Genomic DNA, 25892 nt, shown 5'->3' on the forward strand with positions numbered 1-25892 from the left:
TTTTGTACACTGTGCGCCCTTGGCTGCCCAGCCCGCACAACCCCTGTTCAGGGGGGTGGCAGCACAGTTTCAGGCCCGGGCGTCGCCCCAATGCAGCAAGGTGGTGTCGTCACCGGGGTAGGTGGTGCGGCCGTGGCGGTCAACACAGTATTGGGGCGAGGCGATCACTTCATGGAAGCGCTCGCCTGCACTGAGGCGGGTGTATTCAAACAGCACACTGCGCACCACTTCGCTGCGCGCGCGCAGCTTGCAGCCATGGCCGATCCAGGCGGGGCCCACAATCTTGGCGCCCGCCTCCACCTCGGTGCCCGAGCCAATGTACACAGGGCCTTCAATGTGGGCGTCAGGGGCAATACGGGTGTTCAGGCCAACCCACACACCCGGGCGAACCTGGCGGCCCGGCATGTGCATTTGGGCCACTTCGCCTTTGAGCACCTGCTGCTGCACGGCCCAGTAGTCGGTCACGCGGCCAATGTCGATCCAGTTGAACTGATGCTGCTGCGCGTAAAACGGCAGTTGCGCGGCCACCAGTTGCGGGAACAGCTGGCCACCGATGTCGTATTCAACGCCGGCGGGCACCAGCTCAAGCACCTGTGGTTCAAAAATGTAGATGCCGGTGCTGGCCTGGCGCGACAAGGCGGCCTCGGGCTTGGGCTTTTCCTGGAACGAGGTGATGCGACCCGAGGGCTCAGACACCACCACGCCATAGTTCTGCACCTGCTCCAGCGGCACTTCCAGCGTGACCACGCTGGCCAGGGCCTGCTGGGCCTTGTGTTGTTGCAGGGCGGCAGTCAGGTCAAGGTCAATGATGGCGTCACCGCACAGCACCACGGTGGTCTCGTCAAAGAACCCGCTGAACTGCTGGATTTTTTTCATGCCACCGGCCGAGCCCACGGGCTTGGGCGTGATCTCGCCGTGCTCCATGACGCCTTCGTACGAGTAGCCGATGTTGACGCCCCAGCGGTGGCCGTCACCGAAGTAGTTTTCGATCTTCCAGTGCTTGAAGGCCACGTTGATCATGATGTCGGTGACGCCATGACGGGCCAGGTGCTCGATGATGTACTCAAGCACCGGTTTGCCCAAAATGGGCACCATGGGCTTGGGCGTGAGTTTGGTGAGCGGGCGGACGCGGGTGCCTTGGCCGGCGGCCAGGATCATTGCTTTGGCCATGGTTCCTCAGCTGTTTTTGAATGGGGGGGACTTGAATGCAAAACGAAAGCGGCCCGAAGGCCGCTGTGCTGCGCTGGCGTGCGCTGTTCAGCGCTCAGTATTTTTTGGACAGCAGCAAACCGGCCATGCCCAAGCAGGCCAGGCCCAGATTGAGCAACTCAGAGTCAGGCATGGCGCCCTTGAGCGCAGCGTGCAGGGCCGTGGCCAATTGCGACGCCGGCAGAGACGCTGGCACCGAGGCCGTTTGGCCAACCAAAGCACCCAGCAACAGCAGGGCGCCGAACAATGCAAAGGTGATGCGGTACTTCTGTGACATGAAAACTCCCTCTCCCTTCGTGTTTGAAACGCAGGTTAGCGTGAGGCGCCTGGCTTGCACATCCCGCATGTGGTGGGCTTGAGCGGGCCACGTGCTGCCACCCCGCCACACAACCGCCACACAACCGCCACACAAACACGGCACACAATGCTGGCCATGAACCCACGCGTTGCCGACTACCTGCTGGCTTTGAGCACCCAGCGGCGCCTGGCGGCGCGCACCGTGGCGCTGTACACCAGCGCGTTGCACGAATTGGTGCACCTGCAGGGCCCCATGGCCTGGGCCGACACGCGTGCGCACCACGTGCGCCAGTGGGTAAGCAAGCTGCACGCCAGGGGCCTGGGGCCCCGCAGCATCGCCATTCACCTGGCGGCTTGGCGCGGGTTTTTTGCCTGGCTGGCCCGCGCAGGTGAGGTGGCCGCCAACCCGGTGCAAAGCGTGAAAGCGCCCAAGGCACCCAAACCCCTGCCCAAAGCCTTGGGGGTGGACCAGGCCATGGCCCTGGCCGACACCGCCGCCCTGCCCTTGCCCGTGCAGCCCACCGACACCCGCGGCCTGAGGGAGGCACCCTGGCTGGCGGCGCGCGACCTGGCCATGGTGGAACTGCTGTACGGCTGCGGGCTGCGCAACGCCGAATTGCTGGGCCTGGACTGCGCGGCCAGCCCCGAGGCCGCGGGCTGGCTGGACCTGCATGGCGCGGAGGCTCATGTGCTGGGCAAGGGCCACAAGCGCCGGGTGGTGCCGGTGGGGCAGCAGGCACTGGCGGCCGTGAAAGCCTGGCTGGTGGTGCGCGAACAGGTGCCCGCACAGGGTTGCGAGCCCGCCCTGTTCGTGAGCCGCCTGGGCCGCCGCCTGACCGCGGTGCAGTTGCGCAACCGGCTCAAGGCCATTGCGGTGCAGGCTGGGGTGCCCAGCCACGTGCACCCCCACATGCTGCGACACAGCTTTGCCAGCCACCTGCTGCAGTCAAGCGGTGACCTGCGGGGTGTGCAAGAGCTACTGGGGCACGCCCACATCACCACCACGCAGGTGTACACGCGGCTTGATTTCCAGCACCTGGCCAAGGTGTACGACGCCGCCCACCCGCGCGCTGGCCGTAAAAAATAGCTGAAAAACCAGAGGGAAAGTGTCGAGGCAATTGACACTTTTCCGGACATATTGCACACAATCAATCATAAGTTGTTGATTTGATTGTTGTTTTTTCGTGGCTCGCTATTTGCTAATTGAGTGGCGGATGTATGTCCGCAACGCAGTATCAACCCAGGAGCCCCTCATGATTTTCAAGAAAGCACTGACAGCTTTGACGCTGTCGGCCGCAGGCATGCTGTCCGTGCCCACGGCCCAGGCCGCCCTGCTGATCGGCGGTGACGCCACCAGCCAGGCCACCGCCACCAGCATCGTCGACATCGTGTTTGCCATCGACACCAGTGGCAGCATGAGCGACGACATCGCGTCCATCGGCGCCAAGGCGCAACAGGTGATCACCAACCTGAACTGCCCCACGAGCGATTGCTACGTGCGCGCACGGTTCTTTGCCAACCGCTGGACCAGCGGTAGCTTGTTCAACGAAGACGCTTACGACTACGTCAATGCCCGCAACGGAAGCCTGCTGCCCCGCTTCGATGACACCGAAGACAACGGCCTGGTGGTGCAGGACCTGATCCAGTACTACGAGTGGAACAACGACGCCGTGGGTTCGCAGAACTACTACAAGGCCGTGGTGACCATCGGTGACGAAGGCACCGTGAATGGCGAACCCGTCAACACTTCCGACTACACCGCGGCCAAGGCCGCCAACGACGCCGCCATTGCCGCAGGCGTGTTCCTGTTTGGCTGGGTGGCCGATGACCCCACCACACCCGCCGTGGGCCCGCTGTTCCAGGCCATGGCCGTGGGCGGCACCGCAGGTGGCATCACCTACGGCAACACGGGCGGTGGTTATGTGTCGGGCCCCCTGACCGACGTGACGGTCGAGTCACAACTGGAGGCCATCATTTGTGCCGTGGCCGGTGGAGGCAACCCCGTGCCTGAACCGGCCAGCCTGGCGCTGGTGGGCCTGGCCCTGACCGGCTCGGTGGCCGCAGCCGCACGCCGCCGCAAGCAACACCAGGCCTGATCGGCCCGGTGCCCTGTACAGCCGAGGCCTTTGGGCCTCGGCATTGCCATTTCTGCCCATGAACCGGTTGACCCACCACTTTCGTCACCAGGTGGCGGCGGCTTGCTGCGCATTGCTCACCGCGTGCTCGGGCACGCAAGACCCGCAGGCCGTGATGGCCGCGGCCAAGGCACGCATGGAAGCCGGCGAGCCTGCTGCAGCGGCCATCGAGATCAAGAACCTGATGGCCAATGACCAGGCCGCCTCGGGCCAACTGCCCGCGCTGCGCAGCCTGTTGGGCCAGGCCTTGCTGGAATCAGGTGACCCTGTGGGTGCCGAGGTGGAGCTGAAGCGGGCACTGCAAGCCGGCCAGCCCGACGACGTGGTGGTGCCGCAGTTGGCACGGGCCCTGTTGGCACAGCAAAAACACGCCGAGTTGCTGAACACGCTGGGCGGGCGGCAACTGGCCAGCCCCGATGCCGACGCGGCGCTGCGCACCACCTTGGCCACCGCGCTGCGCAACCGCGGCGAGTTTGGCAAGGCCACCGCCGAGGTGAACAAGGCCCTTGAGCGCAAGCCCGAGCACGTGCCAGCACTGTTGCTGCTGGCCAGCCTGCACGCGGCCGACCAGCGCGACAAAGAAGCCTTCGAGATTTTGCAGGCCGTGCTGCGCCGTGACGCCAGCAATGTGCAGGCATGGACCATTCAGGGGCAGCTGCAGGCGGCCAAAGGGCAGGCCGCCGAAGCGGTGGCGGCCTTTGAAAAGGCGCTGAAGCTGAAACCCGATTCGGTGTCGGCCCATGCGGCCTTGGTGGTGCTGGAGCTGTCTCGCAATGACGTGGCCGCCGCCAAAACACGCTGGGAGGCCATGAACAAGGCCCTGCCCGACAACCCGCAAACCCGCTTCCATGAAGCCAAGGTGGCCTTCGCCAGCGGCGACGCGCGGCGCGCCCGCGAACTGACCGTGCCCCTGTTGCGCACTGGCGACCAGAACCTGGGCCTGCTGCAACTGGCCGCGGCCGTGGAGCTGAAGCTGAAGGCCCCGGCACGCGCCGAAAGCCTGCTGGGCAAGGCCGTGGCCCTGGCACCCACCGCCCCGGTGCCGCGCCTGATGCTGGCCCAGGCCCACCTGGCCGGTGGGCAGGCGGCCAAGGCCACGCATGTGCTGCGCCCACTGCTGCAGGGCGAACAACCGCCTGAACAGGCCTTGTTGCTGGCTGCGCGCGCCGCCTTGCTGCAGGGCGCAGCCCAAGAGGCCGACGCCTGGTTCGCACAGGCCGCCAAGCTGTACCCGGGCAGCCAGGAGCTGGCCAACGCAGCCGCCGTGAGCGGCATACGCAAGAACCTGACCGACGACGCCTTGAACGAGCTGCAGGCCGTGGTGAACACCCAGGCCGACCACGGCGCCCAGCTGATGCTGGTGAGCGCGCGCCTGGCCAAGGGCCAGGTGGAAGCGGCCCAAGCCACCCTGGCCGAGATGGCGCGCAAGGCGCCGCAAGACCCCTTCCCCCACGAGCTGGCGGGCCGTGTGGCCCTGAAACAGCGCGACGTGGCGGGTGCACGCAAGCACTACGAGGCGGCATTGGCGCTTGACCCGGCGCACTATCCAGCCATTGCAGGGCTGGCCGGGATCGACATGGCCGACAACCAGCCCGACAAGGCGCTCGAGCGCTTTGCCAAACTGCTGGAACGCGAACCTGACCACCTGCTGGCCCTGATGGCGATGGCCGAGGTGCACGAACGCAAGCCCGGCGGCATGGCAGAGGCCGCGCGCCTGCTGGAACGTGCCGTGCAGACCCACCCCGACCAGCGGGGCCCCACCGAGTTGCTGGTAGAGCTGTGGCTGAAGCAGCAGAAGTTCACGGCTGCGGCTGCAGCGGCCCAAAGTGGCCTGACGCACCGCCCTGACGACACCGGTTTGCTGGAGCTGCTGGGCAAGGCCCAGCTGGGTGCGGCACAGGCCCAGCAGGCTGCCACCACCTACACGAAGCTGGCGCAGCTGTTGCCACGCTCACCCGAGCCCTGGCTGCGGGTGGCCGAGATCCAGCTGAGCCAGGGCCGGCTGGCAGCGGCCACCGAGGCGGCAGCCAAAGCACGCAAGGTGGCGCCCGAAGCCCTGCCCGTGCTGCGCATGGTGGCAGGCCTGGCGGCACGGGCCAAGCGTTTTGACCAGGCCTTGGCCGCTGCGCGCGACCTGCAGTCGGCCCACCCGGAGGAAGCCGCGGGCTACCTGATCGAGGGCGAGGTGCACCTGCTGGAAGGCGATGCCGGCCTGGCCGAGAAAGCCTGGCGACTGGCCATGGACAAGCGCAATGGCACCGAAGCGGCGCAGCGCCTGTACGCGCTGTTGAGCCAGCAGGAGCGCAAAGCCGAGGTCGACAAGATGGTGGCGCAATGGTTGTCGCGCCACCCGAAAGACACCGCCTTCATGTTGCGCCTGGCGGGCACCGAGATCGACCGCAAAAACTATGCGGCAGCGGAAGCCCTGCTGCGCAAGGTGCACCTGCAGCAGCCCCGCAACGTGGACGTGCTGAACAACATGGCCTGGCTGATGACGCAGCAGCGCAAGCCCGGTGGTGTGGCCTATGCCGAGCGGGCCATGGTGTTTTCGCCCGACAACGCGGTGTTGATGGACACCTTGGCCATGGCCTACGCCACCGAGAAGCGTTTTGACGAGGCCATCAAGACGCAAACCCGCGCCATGACCTTGATGCCCGAGTCAGGCGCGCTGGGCCTGAACCTGGCCCGCATTCACCTGATGGCTGGCGACAAGCCCAAGGCCACCAAGGTGCTGCAAGAGGTGGTGGCCAAGCCGTTTGCCGGCCAGGCCGAAGCCCGGCAGTTGCTGGCCAGCTTGCGCGGCGGCTGAAAAAACCCGCCAGCCTGTGAAGGGTGGCGGGTTGACTGCAAGCCTGGCGCCTCAGGCGCCAGGGCTTCAGGCGGCTTGCTTGCGGCGACGGGCAGCGAAAGCCGCCACGCCAGCACCGGCCAGGGCCAGAGCGACGCTGCCGGCTTCGGGCACGGCCACCACGTTGGCGCGCACGCGCACGCCCAGAAACTGATCGGCCTGCCCCAAGCCATAGGCTGAATCGCGGTAGTACATGCCCAGAAACGCCTCACGCTGACCCAAGGGCAGCCCCGCCGAGTTGAACGACACCTGAACATTGGCGCTGCGCCCAGCCGCCAGGTGCGAGTCGCTGCCGCTCACGGTCAGGAAATTGAACCCATCGCGTTGCCCCTCAAGGGTGCGAGACATCAACGCAGCACCGGAGCCCACGAACGAGGGCGCCTGGTTGAACAGGCTGAACTGGGTGGCCAGGCTGGCGCCTTGTTGCACGTCACCCAGGTCAAGGGTGAGGGACTTGACGAGTGCGCCCGAGGCAAACGACAACTGGGCGTGAGGCGCGTAGGTGTACTGCACGTGTGCCAGCACGTTGGCGTTGTCAGTGAAAGTGGCCTCGGTGCCGTAATGCCGCGCCATCAGGAATGTGCTGAAGGTGGTGCTGGTTTGCAGCTGAACCCGGTTGGCACCAAACACCTGCCAAGGGTCGAGGTTGACCGTGCCCGACTGTAGGCCGACCACCGTGGTGGACGAGCCAGTGCCACGGTGGCTGACCTTGCCACTGGCCTGGGCCAGCACTGTGCCACCCATGGACACGGTGGTGCCACCGCTAAGTTCGAGGAAAGGGTAAGGATAGCCGTAAGGTGGCTGGGGGCCGAGCTCCGTGACCGACGGGGCGCTGGTGGCCACGCTCAGCTGAACTTGCCCGCCCACGCGGAGGCTGGCGCCTTGCAGCACGCCCAGGGCGGGGTCGAAGCCCCCCACGCTGTAGGTGGCCTGCTGCACATCGGTGCGGTAGTTGAAAAAATCAGTCTGGCGGCACCCGGTGGAATTGGCCGCGGTGTAGCAGCCCCAGGGGTAAGGGTTCAGCGCCGTGACGGTGCGCTGAACCAGCAGGTCAACTGGCGCCGAGACACTGTAGATGGCTTGTGCGTGGGCGGTAGACACACCTGTGAGCAGGGCCACCACAGCCCAGACGCGAACGGCATTTTTCATGGCAGGCCTCAAACGTGTGCGTTTGAAAAAACCCGCCAGCCTGTGAAGGGTGGCGGGTTGACTGCAAGCCAGGCGCCTCAGGCGCAAGGGCTTCAGGCGGCTTGCTTGCGGCGACGGGCAGCGAAAGCCGCCACGCCAGCACCGGCCAGGGCCAGAGCGACGCTGCCGGCTTCGGGCACGGCAGCCGCAGTGACGCTGCCGGTGACGTAGCCGATGCCTTCGGTGTCGAGGGCGAAACGCACGCGGTAGTCACCAGCGCTCAGGCCCGAGAAGCTGAAGGAGCTGCTGGGGTTCAGGGTGGTGGTGGCCACGGTGCTGAAGGTGCTGGGAGCGGTCAGCTTCTGCAGGGTGATGCCGGTGACGTCGATGGGGTCACCGAAACCAACCAGCGCGCCCGAGAACGTGAAGGGGTTGGCGCCCGACAAGGTGAACTTGTAGTAGCTGGAGAACGATGGGCCGCCAAAGGCAGCGCCCAACACGAACTTGTTGACCGGGTTGGTACCCAGGTTGGTACTGGCCATGGCCAGTTGGGCGTTGGCGTGACCGATGGAGACGGCAGCCAACACACCCAGGGCGAGGTGTTTGAGTTTCACGGTGTGAACCTTTCGGGTCTTGAGTGGATTGGCGTGCAGTACTGCTTGGGACCTGCTGCCACGCATGCACGTGCAAAGCAAGTTGCATGCGCGCAGGTAAATGCCTGCTTGAATGATTTTTTCACACTGACGGTGCTTTTGACCCCCCCTGAATGGGCTGTGCAAGAGGGTGGATGTGCCAATCGGCTCCCCCTTGGTGCGCACAACCTGCCGCAATTGCACCGGCATGGAGCCACAGGGTGCGTCCGGAAAACATGGTGCTCAAGGGGAAAGCCCGAGCGCCGGCGGCGGATTTACAAAGGAATGCGGACAGTTGCAACAGTGGGGCAGACATAATCGGTTCAGCTTGGTCGGGCACAAGTGTGTAGAAGTCCCATGCCCGAGGCTGAATCGAGACAGTAATGACGCACTCCGTGAAGCTCCCTGCCTGGGATTTCCGCCGTGGCATGGCCACGGCCCGTGTGATGACCCAGGTGGGCTGTGAACGTGGCGCACCGCTGGAGGTGCTGCTGCACCAGACCGGCATCGCGCCCGAGCATCTGGAAGATCCGCATGCCGAAATCGAGGCCGCGCAAGAGATCCAGCTGATCCGCAACCTGCTGCACGCGCTGGGCAACCCGGCCGACCTGGGGGTGGAGGTGGGCAAGCGCTACAAGCTGACCACCTATGGCCTGTGGGGCTTTGCCCTGTTGAGCAGCCCCACCCTGGGCGATGCGATGAACCTGGGGCTGCGCATGATGAACCAGACCTTCTCGCTGACCCGGCACAGCATGCAGCAGGTGGGTGACCAGGTGCACGTGGTGTACTTCGACGAGCACCTGCCCCCCGATGTGCGCCGCTTCGTGATGGACCGCGACCGCGCCATGGGCCCCACGGTGCAGCGCGAGGTGCTGGGCCGCCCGGTGGCCTACAGCGCGGTGGACATGAAGCAGCCCGAGCCCGATGCCGCCCAGGTGGCGCGCCTGACCGAGCTGTTCGGTGTGTGCCCCACGTTCGGCGCCACGCAGCACCGCAGCATTTTCCCGGCCGCGCTGCTGAGCGAACGCCTGCCCCAGGCCGACCCGCACACGGCCCGCCTGTGCGAAGACATGTGCCGCGAACTGGTGGAGGCCCGCAACAGCCGCCGCACCGGCGTGGCCGCCAAGGTGCGAGACCGCCTGCTGCGCACACCCGGCCACATCCCGGACATGGAGCAGATTGCCGCCGAAATGCACATGACCTCGCGCACGCTGCGCCGCCACCTGACGGCCGAAGGCGCCACCTTCCGTGGCCTGCTGGAAGAAGTGCGCAGCACGCTGGCGGTGGAGCTGATGGCCCGCGCCCGCCTGACGCACGGTGAGATTGCCGAGCGCCTGGGCTATGCCGACGTGACCACGTTCATCGAGGCGTTTCGCCGCTGGAAAGGCATGCCACCCAGCGAGTACCGCCGCCAGCAGGGCCTGCGCCCCAGCCACGGCCGCCTGAACCGCCCGATGCTGCGCGCCTGACGCGGGCATCATGCGGAGAGAAAACACCGGGCTTGCCCGGTGTTTTTTGTCATGCGCACACAGCTGCCAAGGCCTAGACTGCATGCATTGCTACCTAGAGTCTGCGGGCCACTTCATGAGCATCGACCCCAAGCTGCGGGAACTGAACATCGACCTGCCCGCCTGCCCCGCCACGTTGGTGAAGCTGTCTTTGATGATGGCCGACGACAATGTGTGCGTGGCCGACATGGCCACCCTGATCGAGGGCGACATGGCCTTGTCATCGGCCGTGGTGCGCACTGTGAATTCGGCCTTGTTCGGACTGCTCAAGCGCGTGGAAACCGTGCACGACGGGGTGCGCTACCTGGGCATGGCGCAGGTGGCGTCTCTGACCTACGAGATTGGCCTGCGCGGCGCCTTCCCGCCTTCGCCTTTGTTGCAGGCCCTGTGGGACCGTGCCGGCATTCGGGGCATGGCCATGGGCCGCATTGCGCGCCAGATGGACGTGGACCCCTGGCTGGCGCATTCGGTGGGCCTGTTTGCCGAAAGCGGCCGCGCCGTGCTGTACGCCTACGACCGCGCCAAGTACACCCACCTGAGCGACACCGCCCCCGATGAGGATGCCCTGGCTGCCGCCGAGATCGAGGCCTTCGGCGTGAGCCATTCGGCCCTGGGTGGCGCCATGTGCCAGGCGTGGGGGCTGGCGCGCGATGTGGCCGATGCGGTGCGGGCACGCGACAGCGAGCCCACCGGCTGGAAAGAAGAACGGCTGGTGGTGCGCAAGCTGCTGACCATTGGCGCGGCGGTTGACACCCTGCTGCTGGCCGACGAGCGGCCCGCGAACACGGCCGCCTTCTGGGAAGGCATGCAACCCATCGCCATCGACGTGGGCCTGCACTTCGAAGCCTTCCAGCTGGCCACCCAGCGGGTGTGCGATCGGCTGAACATGCCGGGTTGACCCTGCGGCGCAGGCGCATCAGCCAAGGGTAATCCCACCCCCCATGGCGAGGGACATGCGCGCCGAAACATGCCGTCACAGCTTGTGCAGGCATTGAACGAAGTCCGTTTGCCTGAAAAAATCCTGGTCAAGGGAGAGGCAAACCATGCAAGCCATCAAGAAGTCCGGGCTCGCGATCGCCATGAGCACCATGCTCGGCGTCGTTTTCACGCCCCACGTGCACGCACAGATCTCGGCATCAGCCAGCCTGACCGGGCTGCAGTTCCAGTTGTTCGACCTGAACACCTCGGACAACATCACGCCTTACGCGAACATCAGCGGCTACCTGGAAAGCGCCCTGTATGGCATGCCAGCAGAGGGCGAAACCTGGGGCACCACGACCTACAGCGCCTTGCAAGCCGGCAGCGGCAGCCTGCTGGCCATGGCCAACAATGGCTCGGTGGCGGTGGGTGCGGGCACCGTGAGCAGCAATGTGCAGTTCACGGCTGAAGACATCAACAGCCCCTTTCACAAACAGACCTACGACGGCTACTATTACACGGTGTCGGGTCAAGACGTGAACCCCGGAACGGGCCTGCTGACCAACTACCAGGACGTGTACACCCAGCAGACCACCCAGGTGAACGTGGACGGCACGGGCTCGCATTACAGCTTTCAAAGCCGTGAAGAAGAGTTCGGCACCACCTACGACAGCTTCGCCACCGTGACATTGAGCCCGGGCACCATGCTGATGGTGCGCGGCCTGGCCACGGTGAGCACCCGCGCCGACAGCCAGTCGCTGGCGGACGCGCTGACGCAGGCGGGCTATTCGACCGACGAGACCTCGCTGAGGGCCTCGGTGACGGCCAGCCATGTGCTGGAGTTGGCGCGCGGCGAGACGTTCACCGAAAACGCCGGCGGCCCAGGTGGTGGTGCCTACGACAACCATTACAACCGGATGGCCTTGCAGGGCAACACGTCTTTCTCGAACTGGGGCATTTCGGGCTTGCCTGAAGATGCCGCCTTGATGCTGCGCGAAGACAGCACCAGCACCGAGCTGTTCACCTCGTACGAAAACTTTTCGGACCAGGACGTGACGCTGAATTTGCTGTACGAGCAAGTGGTGCGCGTGAATGTGGAGGGCAGCCTGTACAACCAGACTGTGACGCGCTATTGGGGTGATGTGGTGGATGTGCCGACGGCGCCGGTGATCCCGGAGCCTGGCACCTGGGCCCTGATGGGGCTGGGCCTGGGCGCTGTGGCGCTGGCCCGTCGCCGCCAGACGCTGATCAACACCCAGGCTCAGGCCTGACACGCACACGGAAAGCCCCCACCATGAAGTTCTCTGCCATCGCCCGTGTGACCGCCCTGATGTGTCTGGGCCTGGGCCTGCAAACCAGCGCGTCGGCGCAAGATGCCTTCAGTGCCAGCGCCAGCCTGAACAACCTGCGCATTCGCCTGATCGACCTGGCCCCCAACGACGGCGTGACGCCGTCGATCAGCGTGAACGGCACGAGCCTGTCGCTGTCGGCCGACCAGACCCCATGGGGCGGCAACCCGGTGAGCTGGGTGTGGTTGCAAGATTCGCCCGCGGCTGTGACGTCGCCGACGTCGGTGTCGCTGCAAGACGTCTTCAACCCCGCCACCCCGAGCCTGGCCGTGCAGGGCACTGTGGCCGGCACCAGCGCCACCCTTGGCAACAGCTGGACGGCATCGAGCCGCCTGACCGCCGAGGCACTGGCGAACAGCCCGGTGCAAACCGTGCAGTACGTGACCACCAACCCCAACACCCCTGGCTTTGACCCGGCCACGGGTGCGCTGATCTGGGGCACCGAGACCACCACGCGCGAAGAGCTGGTGCGCAGCAACACCGCCGCCGTGTCCAGCCAGGTGACCTACAACCCCGAAACGGGCGAAGAGCCAACGTTCACGCTGAGTGCCAACACGCTGATGGTGCTGGAAGGCACGGCCACGGTGAGCGCCCAGATCGACAAGGGCCGTGTGGACTCGTTCATGAGCACGCTGTCGCCCGACAGTACGCTGAAGGGCTGGGCGCAAGCCCAGATGGTGATGGCGCTGGGCACCGGGGCCTATGTGAACCCCACGCCCGGCACCTCGCTGGACACACAGCGCACGTCGGAACAGCAGTTGTCTGCGGGGCTGGCATTTGACCCCAGCGGCGCGTTTTCGAAGCGCAGCGCGGGCGGCAGCTACGAGCTGTTCGACCCCAGCGAGCAAACCGCCGACGGCATCGTGACCGCGAGTGGCAGCCGCACGTTCACCTTGAGCTACGCGAACGGGGCGTCGGCTGATGCCCTGGTGTACTTCTACATGAGCCAGAGCGCCGCGGCCGTTGAAGAGATGGTGACCGCGGGCGATGTGACGGTGACGTTCACCCCCAACCTGCCCACGGTGCCGAGCATTCCTGAACCGGGCACCTGGGCCCAGATGGGCCTGGGCCTGGCTGCCGTGGCCTGGGCCGTGCGCCGGGGCCGACGCGCACGCGTGTCCTGACAACCCAGGTTGTCGGGCGAAGGTGTCGGGTGTGAGCCACGCCCCTCGCCTTTTGCATGGTGGAATTGGGACAAAGCCCCCCTCGTGAGGGCTAATCCCCTTTCAGCGGGTGAAGTTTTCGCCGATACCTGCTGGATGACTGTTGAGGCACCCACGTCCCGGCTGATGGCCGAGGACCCCCAGCTGCTGGCGCTGATGGACGCCGAGCGGCTTCGCATGCTGTTTGCCCCCATGATCCAGATCACGGTGGTGGGCAGCCTGGTGGCCTTGGCCCTGACCGTGGTGGTGAGCACGGTGTTGCCTTTGTGGCTCACCTTGAGCTGGGCCGCCATGCCCTTGCTGGCCGGTGCTGTGCGTTTGTGGCTGACGCTGGCCTTTCAGCGGCAGACCGAGATCCGCCACCCCGAGCGCTGGTTGAAACGCCTGACCTGGGTGACAGGCCTCAACGGGCTGGCCTGGGGCCTGGCCGCCGTGATGATCATGCCGGTGGACGACCTGGTGACGTCGTCGGTGATCGTGTGCACGCTGGTGGGCGCTGCGGCCTTGTCATGCTTCACCCTGCAGTCCAGCGTGCAGGCCAATGTGGCCATGACCTTGCCCCTGATGGCGCCCACAGCCGTGATGCTGCTGTCGCGCATGGACCCTTTCGGTGTGTTCGGCGGGCTGGGCACTGCGGCCTTGGGCCTGTTCCTGGTGCTGGAGGGTCGGCGTGCCGAACGGCGCATCACCGAGTTGCTGTGGTTGCGCTTCACGACCGACCGCATCTCGCGGGAGCGGGCCGAAGCCCTGGTGCTGGCACGGCAGAACGCCGAAACCAAAGACCAGTTTGTGGCCACCATGAGCCACGAGATGCGCACGCCACTGCATGGCATCTTGGGGCTGGCCGATGTGATCCAGCGCCGTCTGCCGGCGCGTGTGGGGCCGCTGGCCGATGCCCGTCAGCACGCTCAGCTGATCCAGCGCAGCGGCCAACACCTGCTGGCCCTGATCAATGATGTGCTCGATTTTTCGCGCATTGAAGCCGGGCGGATGCGCTTGACACCCGTCGCGATGGACCTGCACAGCCTCGTTTCAGACGTGATGGCCCTGTCGCGCGTGACCGCCGAACGCAAGGGGCTGGTGCTGGAGATGCGCATGGAACTGCCCGTGCCATGCTGGGTGTGGGGCGACAGCGCTCGCCTGCGGCAGGTGCTGTTCAACCTGATCGGCAATGCCGTGAAATTCACCGACCAGGGGCATGTGCAGGTGACAGCACAGCGCACCAGCGTGGACACCGTGACCTTGACGGTGGAGGACACGGGCATCGGGATCCCGGCCGACATGCTGGACAAGGTGTTCGACCCCTTCCAGCAGGTCGATGGCAGCTTTGGGCGCAAGTACCAGGGCACCGGACTGGGCCTGACCATTTCGCGCGAGATCGTGCGGGCCATGGGCGGCGACCTGCTGTGCCGCAGCACCCAGGGCAAGGGCTCGACGTTCTGGCTGGAGGTGCAGCTGCCGCCCTGCGCGGCCCCCACCCACCCCGTGTCTGCAGAGCTCGACGACATGAGCACCCTGCCAGGCACCTGGGTGGAAAGCGCTGCGATGCCGCTGACGTCCGATGGGGCCGCCCCCAATCCCACAGCGAACCCAGGCCTTCGGGGCCATGTGCTGCTGGTGGAAGACAACGCGGTCAATGCGCTGGTGGCCGAAGCCACGCTGCATGACCTGGGGCTGACGGTGTCGATGGCCACGCGCGGCCACGAGGCCTTGCAGATGCTGACCGATGGCCCGCACAGCTTCGATGTGGTGCTGATGGACTGTCAGATGCCCGAGATGGACGGCCTCGAAGTGACCCGCCGCTTGCGCGCGCACGAGCGCGAAGCCGGCTTGCCCAATGTGCCGGTGGTGGCGCTGACCGCCAACACCGGCGCCCAGGACCGTGCCCAGTGCACGGCTGCTGGCATGGACGATCACCTGGCCAAGCCTTTTTCATCAAATGACCTGGCTCAGGTGCTGCAACGGCACCTGGTGCCGCGCAGCGTCACTGCTTGACGGCTTCGACCTGGATGACCAGCTTGATGTTGTCCGGGATGAAGGGCACGCCGTAGGTCATGCCGAAGGCGCTGCGCTGGATGGTGGTCTCGAAGTCGCCGCCACACACTTCGCGCTTGAGGCGGGGGTGGTCGAAACAGCCAAAGCTGCTGGACTTGAGGGTGACCGGCAGGGTCTTGCCCAGCAGGGTCAGGTTGCCTGCCACTTCGGTGACCTTGTCACCGTCGAACTTGAAGGCCTCGCCGACGAACTTGGCTTCGGGGAAGGCTTCGCTGTTGAAGAAATCTTTGCTCTTGAGGTGGCCGTCGAAGGCCTGGGTGCCGGTGTTGATGGCGCCCGTGGGGATGGTGATCTCGGCCTTGCCCGACTTGGCTTCCTTGTCGAAGGCGATGGAGCCGCTGATCTTGTCGAAGCGACCGCGGTTGGTGGACGTGCCGAAGTGCTTGGCTTCGAAGGTCACGAAGGTGTGGGTGGGATCGATGCTGTAGGTGGCAGGAGCAGCGTGGGCCAGGCCAGCGCTCAGCACGGCAGCGGCGGCAACAGCGGTCAGGGCAATCAGTTTCATGGAACAGGTTCTCCTTGAGATGCGGCGAGCCGCGGGTGAAAAGTAACCGCTCACTTCAGCGGCTGGTCTTTCAGGTTGAGCTTGAATTTCACTTGGACGTCGTTGGCCACCACCGAGGTGTCGGCCCAGTCCCCCTCGCCCACCTTGAAGGCCAGGCGTTGCAAGGTGAAGCCCCCGGTGGCGATGGTGTTGGCACCCGCAGCCGCCAGTTGCACGGGCACCGTGAGGTCACGGCTGATGCCCTTGATGGTGAGCTTGCCAGTGACCTCGTACCGGTCGGCCCCGATGGGCTTGATGGCACTGGACACGAAGGTGGCGCGTGGGAACTTGGCGGTGCCGAACCACTCGGGCTTGAGCAGCTCGGCGTCGGTCTCGGGGCCCATGGACACGCTGGCCAGATCGATGCCGAAGCTGACCTTGCCCGCCTGCGGTTGCTTGGGGTCGAGCGCGATCTGGGCGTCGAACTTGCGGAAGCGGCCGTCGAGCGGCACGCCGATCTGTTTGGCCACGAAGGTGACTTCGCTGCCGGCCGGCACCAGGGTGGCGGCATGGCCCACCAAGGGCAGGGCTGCGGCCAGCAGGGCAATGATTCGCATGTGAAGGGGCTCCGGGAATTGAACGGAAAGACTCAGCCGCGACCGGGGCGCATGCGCGCCAGGAGGCTGTCACGGTCAATGAACTGGTGCTTCAGTGCGGCGGCGATGTGCAGCAGGGCCAGCCCCACCAGGGCGAAAGCCGACAACTCGTGAACTTCGCGCAGCACCTGGGCCAGCTCTTCATTCTTGGCGACCAGATCGGGCAGCGGCAGCACGCCGAACCACACGATGGGGAAGCCTTTGGCCGAGCTGTAGGCCCAACCGGCCAGCGGCACGATGAAGAACAGCAGGTACATCAGGTGGTGGGTGCCGTGGAAGGCGGCCATTTGCCAGCCCGGCATGTGGCGTTGCACCTCGGTCGGCAGGGCGGGCGGGCGGTGGGTGACGCGCCACAGCAGGCGCAACACCGACAGGAACAAGATGGTGATGCCCGCCCACTTGTGCAGGTTGATCAGCTTGAGCTTGGTGGGCGAAAACGGCAGTTCATGCACGTAAAGCCCCATGCCGAAGGCACCCAGGATGGACAGGCCCAGCACCCAGTGCAGCACGATGGCTGGCAGGGTGTAGCGTTGTGCCTCGCGGTTGGCGACGGGGTTGGCAGCGTTCATGGGGCTCGGCTCGTGTTTTTTGTGATGTGGATCATCCTGCCAGAAAGGTTAGGCCCGGTGACACCCGTGCAGGTTGCAGGGGCTTGTGCGCACAGTTCAATCGATTTGAATGGTGAGAGGGCCCCTGGCGCGGGTGTGAAGCCTTGCAACAGGCCTCAACCCGCGGTGCAGAATGCCGAAAACCTGAGCACCGGCGTCTGGTGGACCCACCCTCCCCGCCTTGCGTCGCTCGCCATGACATCTTTCACCCGACGGTTCGGGGACGTGCTGCTCGGCACCGATCCCAAACAGCGATTGCGGATCAGCCGCTCGCTGACGGCCGCCAGCGTGTACCTGATCTGCGTGGCGCTCATGGGATACGCGTGCCTGACAGGCTTCATGGCCTGGCGCGAGGCGGCCGAACTTTCGGCGGCGATCCTGCTGAACGTGATGATCTGGTACGCCATCCTGCGCTCTGGCTTGAACAAACGCTTTGCCGACCCGGCCCTGACGCTGCCGCAGATCATGGCCGCGCTCACGGTGATCTCTGGGGCCTACGCGATCACGGGGCCAGTGCATGGTTCGACCATGATGCTGCTGGCGCTGGTGCTGGTGTTCGGCATTTTCAACATGCGTGCCCGTGACGCACGGCTGGCCGGTGGCTACACCGTGTTGATCATGGGCGGCGTGATCGCCTGGAAGGTTCGCTCAGAGCCCGAGTACTACCCGCTGCGACTGGAAGTGGCGCACTTCGTGCTGGTGGCAGCCATCGTGCCCACCATCTCGTCGCTGGCGGCCCAGTTGTCGTCGCTGCGCGCCAAGCTCCAGGCACAGAAGGAAGAGCTGAGTGTGGCGCTGCAGCGCATCCAGATACTGGCCACCCGCGACGAGTTGACCGGCCTGTACAACCGCCGCCACATGCTGGAGGTGCTGACCCAGCACCAGAAACGGCTGGAACGCACCGGGCACCACCGCTTTTGCCTGGCGCTGCTGGACATTGACCACTTCAAGCGCATCAATGACACGCACGGCCATGGCGTGGGTGACGAGGTGCTGCGCGGCTTTGCCCAGGTGGCCGAGTCGGTGCTGCGCGAGACCGATGTGCTGGCGCGCTGGGGCGGTGAAGAGTTCCTGGTGCTGCTGAACGACACGCAGACCAACCAGGCCAACATCGGCCTGGAACGGCTGCGTGACCTGCTGGCCCGCACGGCCCTGGTGCCCAACATGCCCGAGCTCAAGCCCACGTTTTCAGCCGGGTTGACGGCTTACGACACCTCGGAGCCCCTGCACGTGTGCATCGAACGGGCCGACCAGGCGCTGTACCGGGCCAAAGCGGCGGGGCGCAACCGGACCGAAGTGACCCAGCCCCCGGAAACCAGCCCCCAACCCCGCAAAGTGATGGGTTGAAGCCACTGCAGCCCCCCTTGAAACCCCCTTTTGTTGCCTCGTGCTTTGTGCGACATTGGCAGGCACTGACGGTCCACCCCGTCAGCATCAGCAGGACGGGCTTCGCCGGGCGAAGTGAGGGTGGATTGCAGTGAAACATGACGAGTGCATCGTCTGACCGGGTCCCGGCCGAATTCCAGAATCTGTTGCTGAACCTCAGCGCACTCGACCTGACCGATGTGGGTCTGGGCGATGCATGCCGCACCTCGGCGCTGACGGCCTTGCGCGACACCACACGCAGCACCCAGCTGGCGCTGCTGCACCTGCTCGCACCCGAAGAGCACGCCTTGTCGCCGGTGGCATTGTGGTGCTGCGCAAGTGGCGGCGGTATCACCCTGCCCCGCTGCCCCCAACCCTTGCTGCCCTTGCTGTGGCCCGATCAAGGCCACCTGTTGCTCGACCGCCTGAGCGCAGAAGGCTTTGACCACCCGGCGCTGCGCGAGCTGCTGGACGGCCCCCGCCCCACCCTGTGGCTGCCTGTGGCCCAGGGCAAACGGGTGGTGGCCTTGCTGGGCCTGGCGCAGCCCGCCGTTGAACTGGCCCCCGAGGCCCTGCACCAGGCTTTGCGCCCGGCTCTGGCGTGGCTGGGGGTGGCCCTGCATGCCTGGAGCCGCACGCCGCACCGCACCCATGACGCGCTGGCCCGCAGCCACGCCGATTACCAGCAGCTGTTCGAGGTGGCCGGCGTGGGCATTGGCCGCGTGGCCATCGACGGCACGCTGCTGGACGTGAACCAGCGTTTTGCCGACATCTGCCGACGCAGCCGCGACAGCATGGTCGGCCTGAACGTGCACGAGCTGACCCACCCCGACGAACAAGCCGTGAGCCAGGCCATGAGCCAGGCCATGCTGCAGGGCCAGCACGACCGCTACACCCTGGAAAAGCGCTACCTGGCGCCAGGCGGAGACTTCGTGTGGGTGCAGCTGACCGTGGCCCTGGTGCGCGACGACCAGGGCCGAGCCAAGCACTTCGTCACGGTCATTGAAGACATCAGCCAGCGGCGCCAGTACCAGGAAGCCATCCTGAGTGCGCAGGCTGCGGAGCGGGCCAGCAAGGCCAAGACCGAGTTCCTTTCGCGCATGAGCCACGAGCTGCGCACGCCGCTGAACGCCATGCTGGGCTTTGCGCAGCTGCTGCGGGTCGACCCCCGCCACACCCTGAACGAGCCGCAGCGCCAGAAGGTGCAGTACATCGAACAGGCTGGTGCCCACCTGCTGGCCATGCTGACCGATGTGCTCGACCTGTCACGCATCGAGGCCGGCAGCCTGCCACTGTCGCTGGAGCCACTGCGCGTGCGCAGTGCCGTGCAGGAGGCCCTGGCCCTGGTACAGCACCAGGCCCAGGCGCGCAACCTGCTGCTGCATGCCCAGGACATCGACGACAAGGTGCATGTGCGCGCCGACCATGTGCGCCTGCGCCAGGTGCTGGTGAACCTGCTGAGCAACGCCATCAAGTACAACCGGCCCAACGGGCGGGTGCACATCGAGGTGCAGGTGCTCAAGCCACAGGTGGTCTTTTCCGTCCATGACACGGGAGCAGGCCTGAGCCCCGAGCAGCAGGCCCACCTGTTCGAGCCTTTCAACCGCCTGGGCGCCGAGCGCAGCGGGGTGGAGGGCACAGGCATTGGCCTGGTCATCGTCAAGCGCTTGCTGGGCCTGATGAACGGCCGCATCGAGGTCAGCAGTGTGCAAGGGCAGGGGTCGGTGTTCCGCGTGGTCCTGCCCTGGGCGGCGGCCAGCACACTGTCGACGGCGGCTGACGGCGCCACCAGCACCCCTGGCACTGCCCGTGGGGCCTTGCTGCCCGGTGTGCCCGCCACGAACGCGGGTGAAACCAACCGGCCCTGGCGTCTGCTCTACGCCGAAGACAACCCGGTGAATGTGGAGCTGGTGCGGCAGGTGCTGCGCATGCGGCCGCAATGGCGGCTGGAGGTGGCGCTCAATGGCGCCGAGGCGATCACCATGGCCCTGACTCAGCCGCCCGACCTGCTGCTGCTGGACATGCACCTGGGCGACATGAACGGGCTGGATGTGGCCGACCGCCTGGCGCAACACGCGCACACCGCGGGCATCCCGAAGGCAGGGTTGTCGGCCGATGCCATGCCCGACCAGCTCAGGGCTGCACGTGAGCGGGGCATCACCACCTACCTGACCAAGCCCCTGGAAGTGGCCAAGCTGCTGCACCTGCTGGACAGCCACGTGGCCGCGCCGGTCACAACGACAGGTCGGTGAAGAAGCGGCCGCCGTGGTAGACCAGGGGCAAGGCCCCCAGGCGACGGCTGCAATGCAGCACCTTGCCCACGAAGATGATGTGATCGCCTTCGTCGTGGTGGCTGCGGGGTTCGCACTCGAAGGTGGCCACGGCGCCCTGGATGATGGGCGCGCCACTGAGGCCGGCCTTCCAGTTCACGCCCTCGAAGCGGTCCACCCCCTTGCGGGCAAAGCGCTCGGCCAGCAGGCGCTGGTCAGCGGCCAGCACGTTGACGGCCCAGGCTTTGGCGCCGCGCAGCGCAGGCATGGAGGACGACTGCTTGGACAGGCTCCAGAGCACCAGCGGCGGGTCGAGGGACACCGAGTTGAAAGAGTTGGCGGTCAGGCCCACCTTGTGGCCGTCGGCATCCATGGCCGTGACGATGGTGACGCCCGTGGCAAATTGCCCCATGGCAGCCCGGAACTCGTCGGGCGTGAAAGCGGTGGTGGACATGTGGTGTTTTTCGGGTAAGCCCTGAGTGTAGGGCTTCACCAGCGATACAGCCAGACCGGACGCCCCCCGGGCAAGGTGATGCGGGCCGTGGGCGGCAGGGCGCTGCCATCAGGCTGCCGGGCCTCGAATTCGAGGCTGACCAGCCAGGTGCCGGGGCGCATCTCGGCGCGGGCCTTGGCCACGGCCCCGGGCATGGTTTCAGGGCGCTGGAACAGGTACACCATGTCGAAGCTTTGCCAGCCCTGGGCCCACATGTCGCCGCGCTGCACGGTGGCCCAGGGGCAGCGCAGCTTGCAGGCCAGGGCCAGGGGCCAGCTCCATTCGGTGCCGTGCAGGCGGGTGTCGGGGTAGGCGCGGCGCAGCGCGATCAGGCCATCGCCCAGGCCACAGCCGGCATCGAGCACGGCAGCGCCGAAATGCAGTGGTGCATGGGCGGGCAGGCCTTGCAGCGCGTCGGGCGGGGTGGGGAACAGCGGCGCATCGCGCCAGGCGCGCACAGGGTAGGCCAGCAGCAGCAGGCCCAAGGGCACCAGCCAGCCCCAGGCGGGCATGCCCTGGGCCAGGTGCCCGCCCACCAGCAGCGCCGACACCGGAAAGCCCGCGGCCACGAACACCGCGCGCCAGCGGGTGCCGGCCACCTGCGGCCACTGGGCCAGCACCAGGCCCAGCGAGGCGGGCAGGCCCAGCACGGCCCACCAGGGCGCTGCGCTGTCGTGCAGGGTGCGGCTGAGCACCCAGGCCAGCAACCAGACACCCAGGGCGGGGGCGGGCCAGAAGCGCTGCATGGGCGGCTTGCGGGTGTGCAACCGTTAAGGTTGGTGAGCGCTTACTGCGGCTTGGAGCCGCTGCGCAGCTTGTCGATGATGCCGTTGAGCTCGTCGAGGCTGCCGAACTGGATCAGCACCTCGCCCTGCTCGCCGCGCTTGGTGCGGCGCTTGACGTTGATCTCGACCTGGGCGGTCAGCAGGTCGGAGAGCTCTTCTTCCAGGCGCACCACGTCGCGTGATTTGTCGGCTTTGACGCGCAGCAGCGGGGCCTGACGGCCCTGCCCTTGCACCTTGGCCACCAGCTTTTCGGTTTCGCGCACGTTCAGCTTGCGGGCCACCACCTCGTGGGCGGTGGTGATCTGCACGGCCTTGTCCAGCGACAGCAGCGAGCGGGCATGGCCCATGTCGATGTCGCCCGCCATGAGCATGCCCTGCACGGGCTCGGCCAGGTTCAGCAGGCGCAGCAGGTTGCTGGCAGCGCTGCGCGAGCGGCCCACGCTTTGCGCGGCCTGTTCGTGCGTGAGGCCGAACTCCTGCGTGAGGCGCTGCAGGCCCTGGGCTTCTTCCAGCGGGTTGAGGTCTTCTCGCTGGATGTTTTCGATCAGGGCCATCACGGCGGCGGCCTCGTCGGGCACGGCCTTGACCAGCACCGGCACCTCGGTCAGCCCGGCGATGCGGGCCGCACGCGAGCGGCGCTCACCGGCGATGATCTCGTAGCGACCCTCGCCAATGGGGCGCACCAGGATGGGCTGCATGATGCCCTGGGACTTGATGCTCTCGGCCAGCTCGTACAGCGAGCCCTCGTCCATGCGCGTGCGCGGCTGGTACTTGCCGGCCTGCATGAGGTCAAGCCGCAAGGTGGTGGGCGTGCCATCGGCCGCCGCAGGAGCATCGCTGACTTTGGGGCCCAGCAGGGCCTCCAGGCCCATGCCCAGGCCTTTGGGTTTCTTGGTCGCCATGGGGGGATTGTCGCTTGTTTAGGGGGTGTCCCTGCCAGCCATTCCACCCTTGCGGGGGAATCGAATGCCCAACGGACTGCATCACACTGCAGGCTCTTTTGTGAACCAATGTATCTCGGAGACGATTGTGAGCATGAATCAGCAGTTCAAGCGCGCCATGGGCGCCATGGGTTTGGCGGTGGCTGCGGCCTTGTCGGCTTGCGGTGGTGGTGGTGACAGCGCAGGCCAGGCATCGAATGGCACGGCTGACCCCTATGTGGGCACCTGGAAAAGCCGTCTTTGCTACACCGGACAAGGCGGCTTTTTCAAAGACAGCATCGTCATCACCAAGAAGGGCGACAAGGTCTACCAGGTTGACTTCCAGATCTATCAATACAGCACCAACACCTGCACCGGCACCGGCACCGCAGTCCAAGGCGATGCGTTTTCGTTCGTCAACACCATCGTGGGCACCAAGACGGTGGAGGGCGTGACAGCCGACAAGACCACGTACACCAACCTGAACGGCGCCACCGCGAAATCGGTGTCGTACACCGATGGCAAGGTCCTGCGTGTTGGCGACGAACGTGGGGCGACGGACACAGACGGCTTCCCCAACAATTTCGACACGTCGGACGACGAGATCTTCGACAAGCAGTGATCGCTTCGCCCCCCTGACCATGCGTCGCAGCAATGCTGCACCGCACCAGATCAGGGGGGTGCTGAAAGCGACATTTGCCGCAACACTGGGCGCGCCTTGGTCCACACTTCCACCATGCGAGTTTTTGCCCACACCGCCCGGTTGTCCCTGCTGTCTCTGATGGCTGTTTTGCCTGTTGCGCAGGCAGCCGACACCGTCACGGCCTCTGACGTGTACCTGGGCACCTGGGTGAGCAAGGAGTGCGTGCCGGCCAGTGGCAAGTTCTACCGCCACGTGATGGACATCTCCCGGGCCACCGGCGAAGACCACCTGCGCATCAGCACCGCGCTGCACGAGTACGCCGACCCCAAGTGCAAGGGCGCCAGCCAGCCCATGAACGACGAACCCGATGTGCGCGTGATGCGCATGAGCGGGCAGGTGCGCGTGGGCAACCGCCTGGCCGACCGGGCCACCTACACGGCCGACGGCACCACCAACCTGCTGAAAACGCTGCTGGTGTCTGACGGCGACACCTTCCAGGAGGGCGATGACGACGGCCCGCTGGACGCCGAGGGCTTTCCCACGCGGCTGGACAAGGCCATCTACCTGCGCCGGCCTTGATTCAGGCCGTGATCAGGCCTTGGTGGCCTTCAGGCCCTTGCCTGCGGCGCTGACCCGCGCCACCAGCTCGCGCGCGAACTCGATGAAGGCCTGCGCGCCCTTGCTCGATTTGTCATAGACCACGCCCGGCATGCCATGGCTGGGCGCTTCGGCCAGCCGCACGTTGCGCGGGATCACGGTGTTGAACACCTTGTCGCCAAAGTGCGCCTTGAGCTGGTCGGACACCTGCTGCTGCAGGGTGACGCGAGGGTCGAACATCACGCGCAGCAGGCCAATGAGCTGCAACTCGCGGTTGAGGTTGGCGTGCACCTGCTTGACGGTGTTGACCAGGTCGGTCAGGCCTTCCAGGGCGAAGTATTCGCACTGCATGGGCACGATCACGCCGTGCGCGCAGGTCAGGCCATTGAGCGTGAGCAGGCTGAGCGACGGGGGGCAGTCGATCAGCACGAAGTCGTAATCGGCCGCACAGGCCTCAAGGGCTGTCTTGAGACGTCGGTCGCGCCGCTCCAGCGTGACCAGCTCGATTTCGGCGCCTGACAACTCGCGGTTGGCGCCGAGCACGTCGTATCCACCCTTGGGGCTGGGTTGGCGTGCCTCCCGCACCGACAGAGACTCCAGCAGCACGTCGTACACGCTGTGCTCAAGCTGGCGTTTGTCGACGCCCGAGCCCATGGTGGCATTGCCTTGGGGGTCCAGGTCAACGATCAGCACGCGCTGGCCGACCAGGGCCAGCCCCGCGGCGAGGTTGACGGTGGTGGTGGTCTTGCCCACCCCACCCTTTTGGTTGGCAATGCAGAAGATGTGCGGCATGGAATTGATTATCCATGCCGCACGCCGCGCGGCACCCCTCAGGGCTGAGGTTCTTCCTGCAGCTTGAGCGGGTCGTAGCCTTGTTGCTGCAGCAGGCCGCTGATGATGGCGCGGTCTTGCGGGTCGAGCTGCGGCGTGCGCGACAGGATCCACAGGAACTCGCGGTTGGGCTCACCGATCACGGCATAGCGGTAGTCGTCGGCCAGCTGGATCACCCAGTACGGGGCCCACACGGCATTGATGAAGGACAGCGCGGCGGGGGCGAAGCGCACCTCCAGCTTGGAGGTGTCGGTGCCCTTGGCCACCGGCACGCCCAGGATCTTGGGCGGCGTGACGCGCGCAGCGCCCACGGCCTTGCTCAAAGTGCCATCGGCCTTGCGGCACTGGTTGGTCACCTGCACGGTGCCATTGCTTTGCAGCACGTAGTCGGCGGTGGTGCCAGCCACGCACTGCTTCTGGAAGGTGTTGGGGTAGTAGGCGATCTGGTACCAGCGGCCCTGGTAGCGGTTCAGGTCGACCTTGCCGGCGCCCACCGATTTCAGCGGTGGCAGCGGCGCAGCCTGTGCCGTGGCGGCCACCGAGGCCAGGGCGAAAACAGCAGAGATCAGGGCGCCGCGGGCGACCTGGCGAGGAAGGCTGAGGGTGGCAGGCATGGTGGTGACCGTGAAGTTTTCAATGAGACTGCACGGTACATGCAACGCGTCACATCAACAAGCCCTGAACAGATGGCTTCGGCTGACAAAAAGCACCTGAATCAGGCAAAACATCGACAAACGATGGACGCGCCGTGGCAGCCTGACGCTTCAGGCTGCATCCATACCTTCCGTGTATTTAAAAACCACATGGATTCTTTGTGTACGGCTTGTTTTCGCCATTGACTCTTCGCCTCGTTGGTGACTGAGCCATTCACCGCGGCGCGCGGCGTCCGCTTCTCACACCCTTGGACCGCTCAAAAACACAGGGGTCCGTAACAAGATGTGAACTCACCTGTCGAATTCAGGACAGATGCGCACTCATTTTCGGCAAACGACGCCCCG

At 65.8% G+C, this 25892-nt stretch carries 24 protein-coding genes; 12 read left to right on the forward strand and 12 right to left on the reverse strand.

Annotation, left to right across the window (positions count from 1 at the left end):
* Positions 1 to 69: 69 nt before the first annotated feature.
* Both EYS42_RS15045 and EYS42_RS15050 read right to left on the reverse strand, forming a co-directional pair.
* Positions 70 to 1170 (reverse strand): nucleotidyltransferase family protein, encoded by a 1101-nt coding sequence (locus tag EYS42_RS15045; RefSeq protein WP_130969018.1) that lies wholly within the window; start codon positions 1168 to 1170, stop codon positions 70 to 72.
* Positions 1171 to 1264: 94 nt separating this feature from the next.
* Complete coding sequence (locus tag EYS42_RS15050; protein WP_130969019.1) at positions 1265 to 1486, reverse strand: hypothetical protein; 222 nt, start codon at positions 1484 to 1486, stop codon at positions 1265 to 1267.
* 147 nt (positions 1487 to 1633) lie between these two features.
* Here EYS42_RS15050 and EYS42_RS15055 point away from each other — a divergent pair, with 147 nt between their 5' ends.
* The 3 genes from EYS42_RS15055 to prsT all read left to right on the forward strand — a co-directional run bounded on the left by EYS42_RS15055 (position 1634) and on the right by prsT (position 6450).
* Positions 1634 to 2593 (forward strand): tyrosine recombinase XerC, encoded by a 960-nt coding sequence (locus EYS42_RS15055; protein WP_130969020.1) that lies wholly within the window; start codon positions 1634 to 1636, stop codon positions 2591 to 2593.
* A 166-nt stretch (positions 2594 to 2759) separates the two neighbouring features.
* Positions 2760 to 3602 (forward strand): PEP-CTERM sorting domain-containing protein, encoded by an 843-nt coding sequence (locus EYS42_RS15060; protein WP_165456812.1) that lies wholly within the window; start codon positions 2760 to 2762, stop codon positions 3600 to 3602.
* Between the two features lie 58 nt (positions 3603 to 3660).
* Positions 3661 to 6450, forward strand: a complete 2790-nt coding sequence (gene prsT, locus EYS42_RS15065) for an XrtA/PEP-CTERM system TPR-repeat protein PrsT (protein ID WP_130969022.1) — start codon at positions 3661 to 3663, stop codon at positions 6448 to 6450.
* 66 nt (positions 6451 to 6516) lie between these two features.
* On the opposite strand, the gene EYS42_RS15070 is transcribed toward prsT, so the two are convergent.
* Complete coding sequence (locus EYS42_RS15070) at positions 6517 to 7638, reverse strand: PEP-CTERM sorting domain-containing protein (RefSeq protein WP_130969023.1); 1122 nt, start codon at positions 7636 to 7638, stop codon at positions 6517 to 6519.
* 92 nt (positions 7639 to 7730) lie between these two features.
* Positions 7731 to 8231: a PEP-CTERM sorting domain-containing protein gene (locus EYS42_RS15075; protein WP_165456813.1), complete on the reverse strand. Its 501-nt coding sequence runs from the start codon at positions 8229 to 8231 to the stop codon at positions 7731 to 7733.
* Positions 8232 to 8644: 413 nt separating this feature from the next.
* Between EYS42_RS15075 and EYS42_RS15080 the strand changes: the two genes are divergently transcribed.
* The 5 genes from EYS42_RS15080 to EYS42_RS15100 all read left to right on the forward strand — a co-directional run bounded on the left by EYS42_RS15080 (position 8645) and on the right by EYS42_RS15100 (position 15182).
* Positions 8645 to 9718, forward strand: a complete 1074-nt coding sequence (locus tag EYS42_RS15080; protein ID WP_165456814.1) for an AraC family transcriptional regulator — start codon at positions 8645 to 8647, stop codon at positions 9716 to 9718.
* 115 nt (positions 9719 to 9833) lie between these two features.
* Complete coding sequence (locus tag EYS42_RS15085) at positions 9834 to 10655, forward strand: HDOD domain-containing protein (protein WP_165456815.1); 822 nt, start codon at positions 9834 to 9836, stop codon at positions 10653 to 10655.
* A 145-nt stretch (positions 10656 to 10800) separates the two neighbouring features.
* Positions 10801 to 11946: a PEP-CTERM sorting domain-containing protein gene (locus tag EYS42_RS15090; RefSeq protein WP_130969027.1), complete on the forward strand. Its 1146-nt coding sequence runs from the start codon at positions 10801 to 10803 to the stop codon at positions 11944 to 11946.
* Between the two features lie 23 nt (positions 11947 to 11969).
* Positions 11970 to 13148: a PEP-CTERM sorting domain-containing protein gene (locus EYS42_RS15095; protein ID WP_130969028.1), complete on the forward strand. Its 1179-nt coding sequence runs from the start codon at positions 11970 to 11972 to the stop codon at positions 13146 to 13148.
* Between the two features lie 165 nt (positions 13149 to 13313).
* Positions 13314 to 15182 (forward strand): ATP-binding protein, encoded by a 1869-nt coding sequence (locus EYS42_RS15100; RefSeq protein WP_165456816.1) that lies wholly within the window; start codon positions 13314 to 13316, stop codon positions 15180 to 15182.
* Here EYS42_RS15100 and EYS42_RS15105 read toward each other — a convergent pair.
* Genes EYS42_RS15105 through EYS42_RS15115 form a run of 3 tightly spaced genes read right to left on the reverse strand, consistent with a single transcriptional unit; the run spans position 15172 to position 16951 of the window.
* Positions 15172 to 15747, reverse strand: coding sequence for a YceI family protein (locus EYS42_RS15105; protein ID WP_130969030.1), 576 nt, complete (start codon positions 15745 to 15747; stop codon positions 15172 to 15174). The two genes, EYS42_RS15100 and EYS42_RS15105, sit on opposite strands and share 11 nt — an antisense overlap.
* A 50-nt stretch (positions 15748 to 15797) precedes the next feature.
* Positions 15798 to 16343, reverse strand: coding sequence for a YceI family protein (locus EYS42_RS15110; protein WP_130969031.1), 546 nt, complete (start codon positions 16341 to 16343; stop codon positions 15798 to 15800).
* Between the two features lie 32 nt (positions 16344 to 16375).
* Positions 16376 to 16951, reverse strand: a complete 576-nt coding sequence (locus tag EYS42_RS15115) for a cytochrome b (RefSeq protein ID WP_130969032.1) — start codon at positions 16949 to 16951, stop codon at positions 16376 to 16378.
* 234 nt (positions 16952 to 17185) lie between these two features.
* Here EYS42_RS15115 and EYS42_RS15120 point away from each other — a divergent pair, with 234 nt between their 5' ends.
* On the forward strand, positions 17186 to 18337 hold the full coding sequence (locus EYS42_RS15120; RefSeq protein ID WP_165456817.1) for a GGDEF domain-containing protein: 1152 nt from the start codon (positions 17186 to 17188) through the stop codon (positions 18335 to 18337).
* A 137-nt stretch (positions 18338 to 18474) separates the two neighbouring features.
* Entirely contained in the window at positions 18475 to 20607 is a 2133-nt protein-coding gene (locus EYS42_RS15125) for a hybrid sensor histidine kinase/response regulator (RefSeq protein ID WP_130969034.1), read from the forward strand.
* Here EYS42_RS15125 and EYS42_RS15130 read toward each other — a convergent pair.
* From EYS42_RS15130 to EYS42_RS15140, 3 genes are read right to left on the reverse strand one after another with little or no spacing between them, the layout of a single operon-like run.
* The gene (locus EYS42_RS15130) at positions 20588 to 21079 is read right to left on the reverse strand and encodes a flavin reductase family protein (protein WP_130969035.1); all 492 of its coding nucleotides are present in this window, start codon (positions 21077 to 21079) and stop codon (positions 20588 to 20590) included. The two genes, EYS42_RS15125 and EYS42_RS15130, sit on opposite strands and share 20 nt — an antisense overlap.
* A 35-nt stretch (positions 21080 to 21114) precedes the next feature.
* Positions 21115 to 21864, reverse strand: a complete 750-nt coding sequence (locus EYS42_RS15135) for a class I SAM-dependent methyltransferase (protein WP_130969036.1) — start codon at positions 21862 to 21864, stop codon at positions 21115 to 21117.
* A 41-nt stretch (positions 21865 to 21905) separates the two neighbouring features.
* Positions 21906 to 22805: a ParB/RepB/Spo0J family partition protein gene (locus EYS42_RS15140; protein ID WP_130969037.1), complete on the reverse strand. Its 900-nt coding sequence runs from the start codon at positions 22803 to 22805 to the stop codon at positions 21906 to 21908.
* A gap of 127 nt (positions 22806 to 22932) precedes the next feature.
* On the opposite strand from EYS42_RS15140, the gene EYS42_RS15145 reads away from it, so the two are divergent.
* Both EYS42_RS15145 and EYS42_RS15150 read left to right on the forward strand, forming a co-directional pair.
* Complete coding sequence (locus EYS42_RS15145; protein WP_130969038.1) at positions 22933 to 23445, forward strand: hypothetical protein; 513 nt, start codon at positions 22933 to 22935, stop codon at positions 23443 to 23445.
* A 114-nt stretch (positions 23446 to 23559) separates the two neighbouring features.
* The gene (locus EYS42_RS15150; protein ID WP_130969039.1) at positions 23560 to 24045 is read left to right on the forward strand and encodes a hypothetical protein; all 486 of its coding nucleotides are present in this window, start codon (positions 23560 to 23562) and stop codon (positions 24043 to 24045) included.
* Between the two features lie 12 nt (positions 24046 to 24057).
* Here the strand turns inward: EYS42_RS15150 and EYS42_RS15155 are convergent, their stop codons facing one another.
* On the reverse strand, positions 24058 to 24855 hold the full coding sequence (locus tag EYS42_RS15155) for a ParA family protein (protein WP_130969040.1): 798 nt from the start codon (positions 24853 to 24855) through the stop codon (positions 24058 to 24060).
* 38 nt (positions 24856 to 24893) lie between these two features.
* Complete coding sequence (locus tag EYS42_RS15160) at positions 24894 to 25508, reverse strand: lipocalin family protein (protein WP_130969041.1); 615 nt, start codon at positions 25506 to 25508, stop codon at positions 24894 to 24896.
* Between the last annotated feature and the right edge of the window lie 384 nt (positions 25509 to 25892).

The organism is Aquabacterium lacunae, from assembly GCF_004310865.1.
Taxonomy (GTDB): domain Bacteria; phylum Pseudomonadota; class Gammaproteobacteria; order Burkholderiales; family Burkholderiaceae_C; genus Aquabacterium; species Aquabacterium lacunae.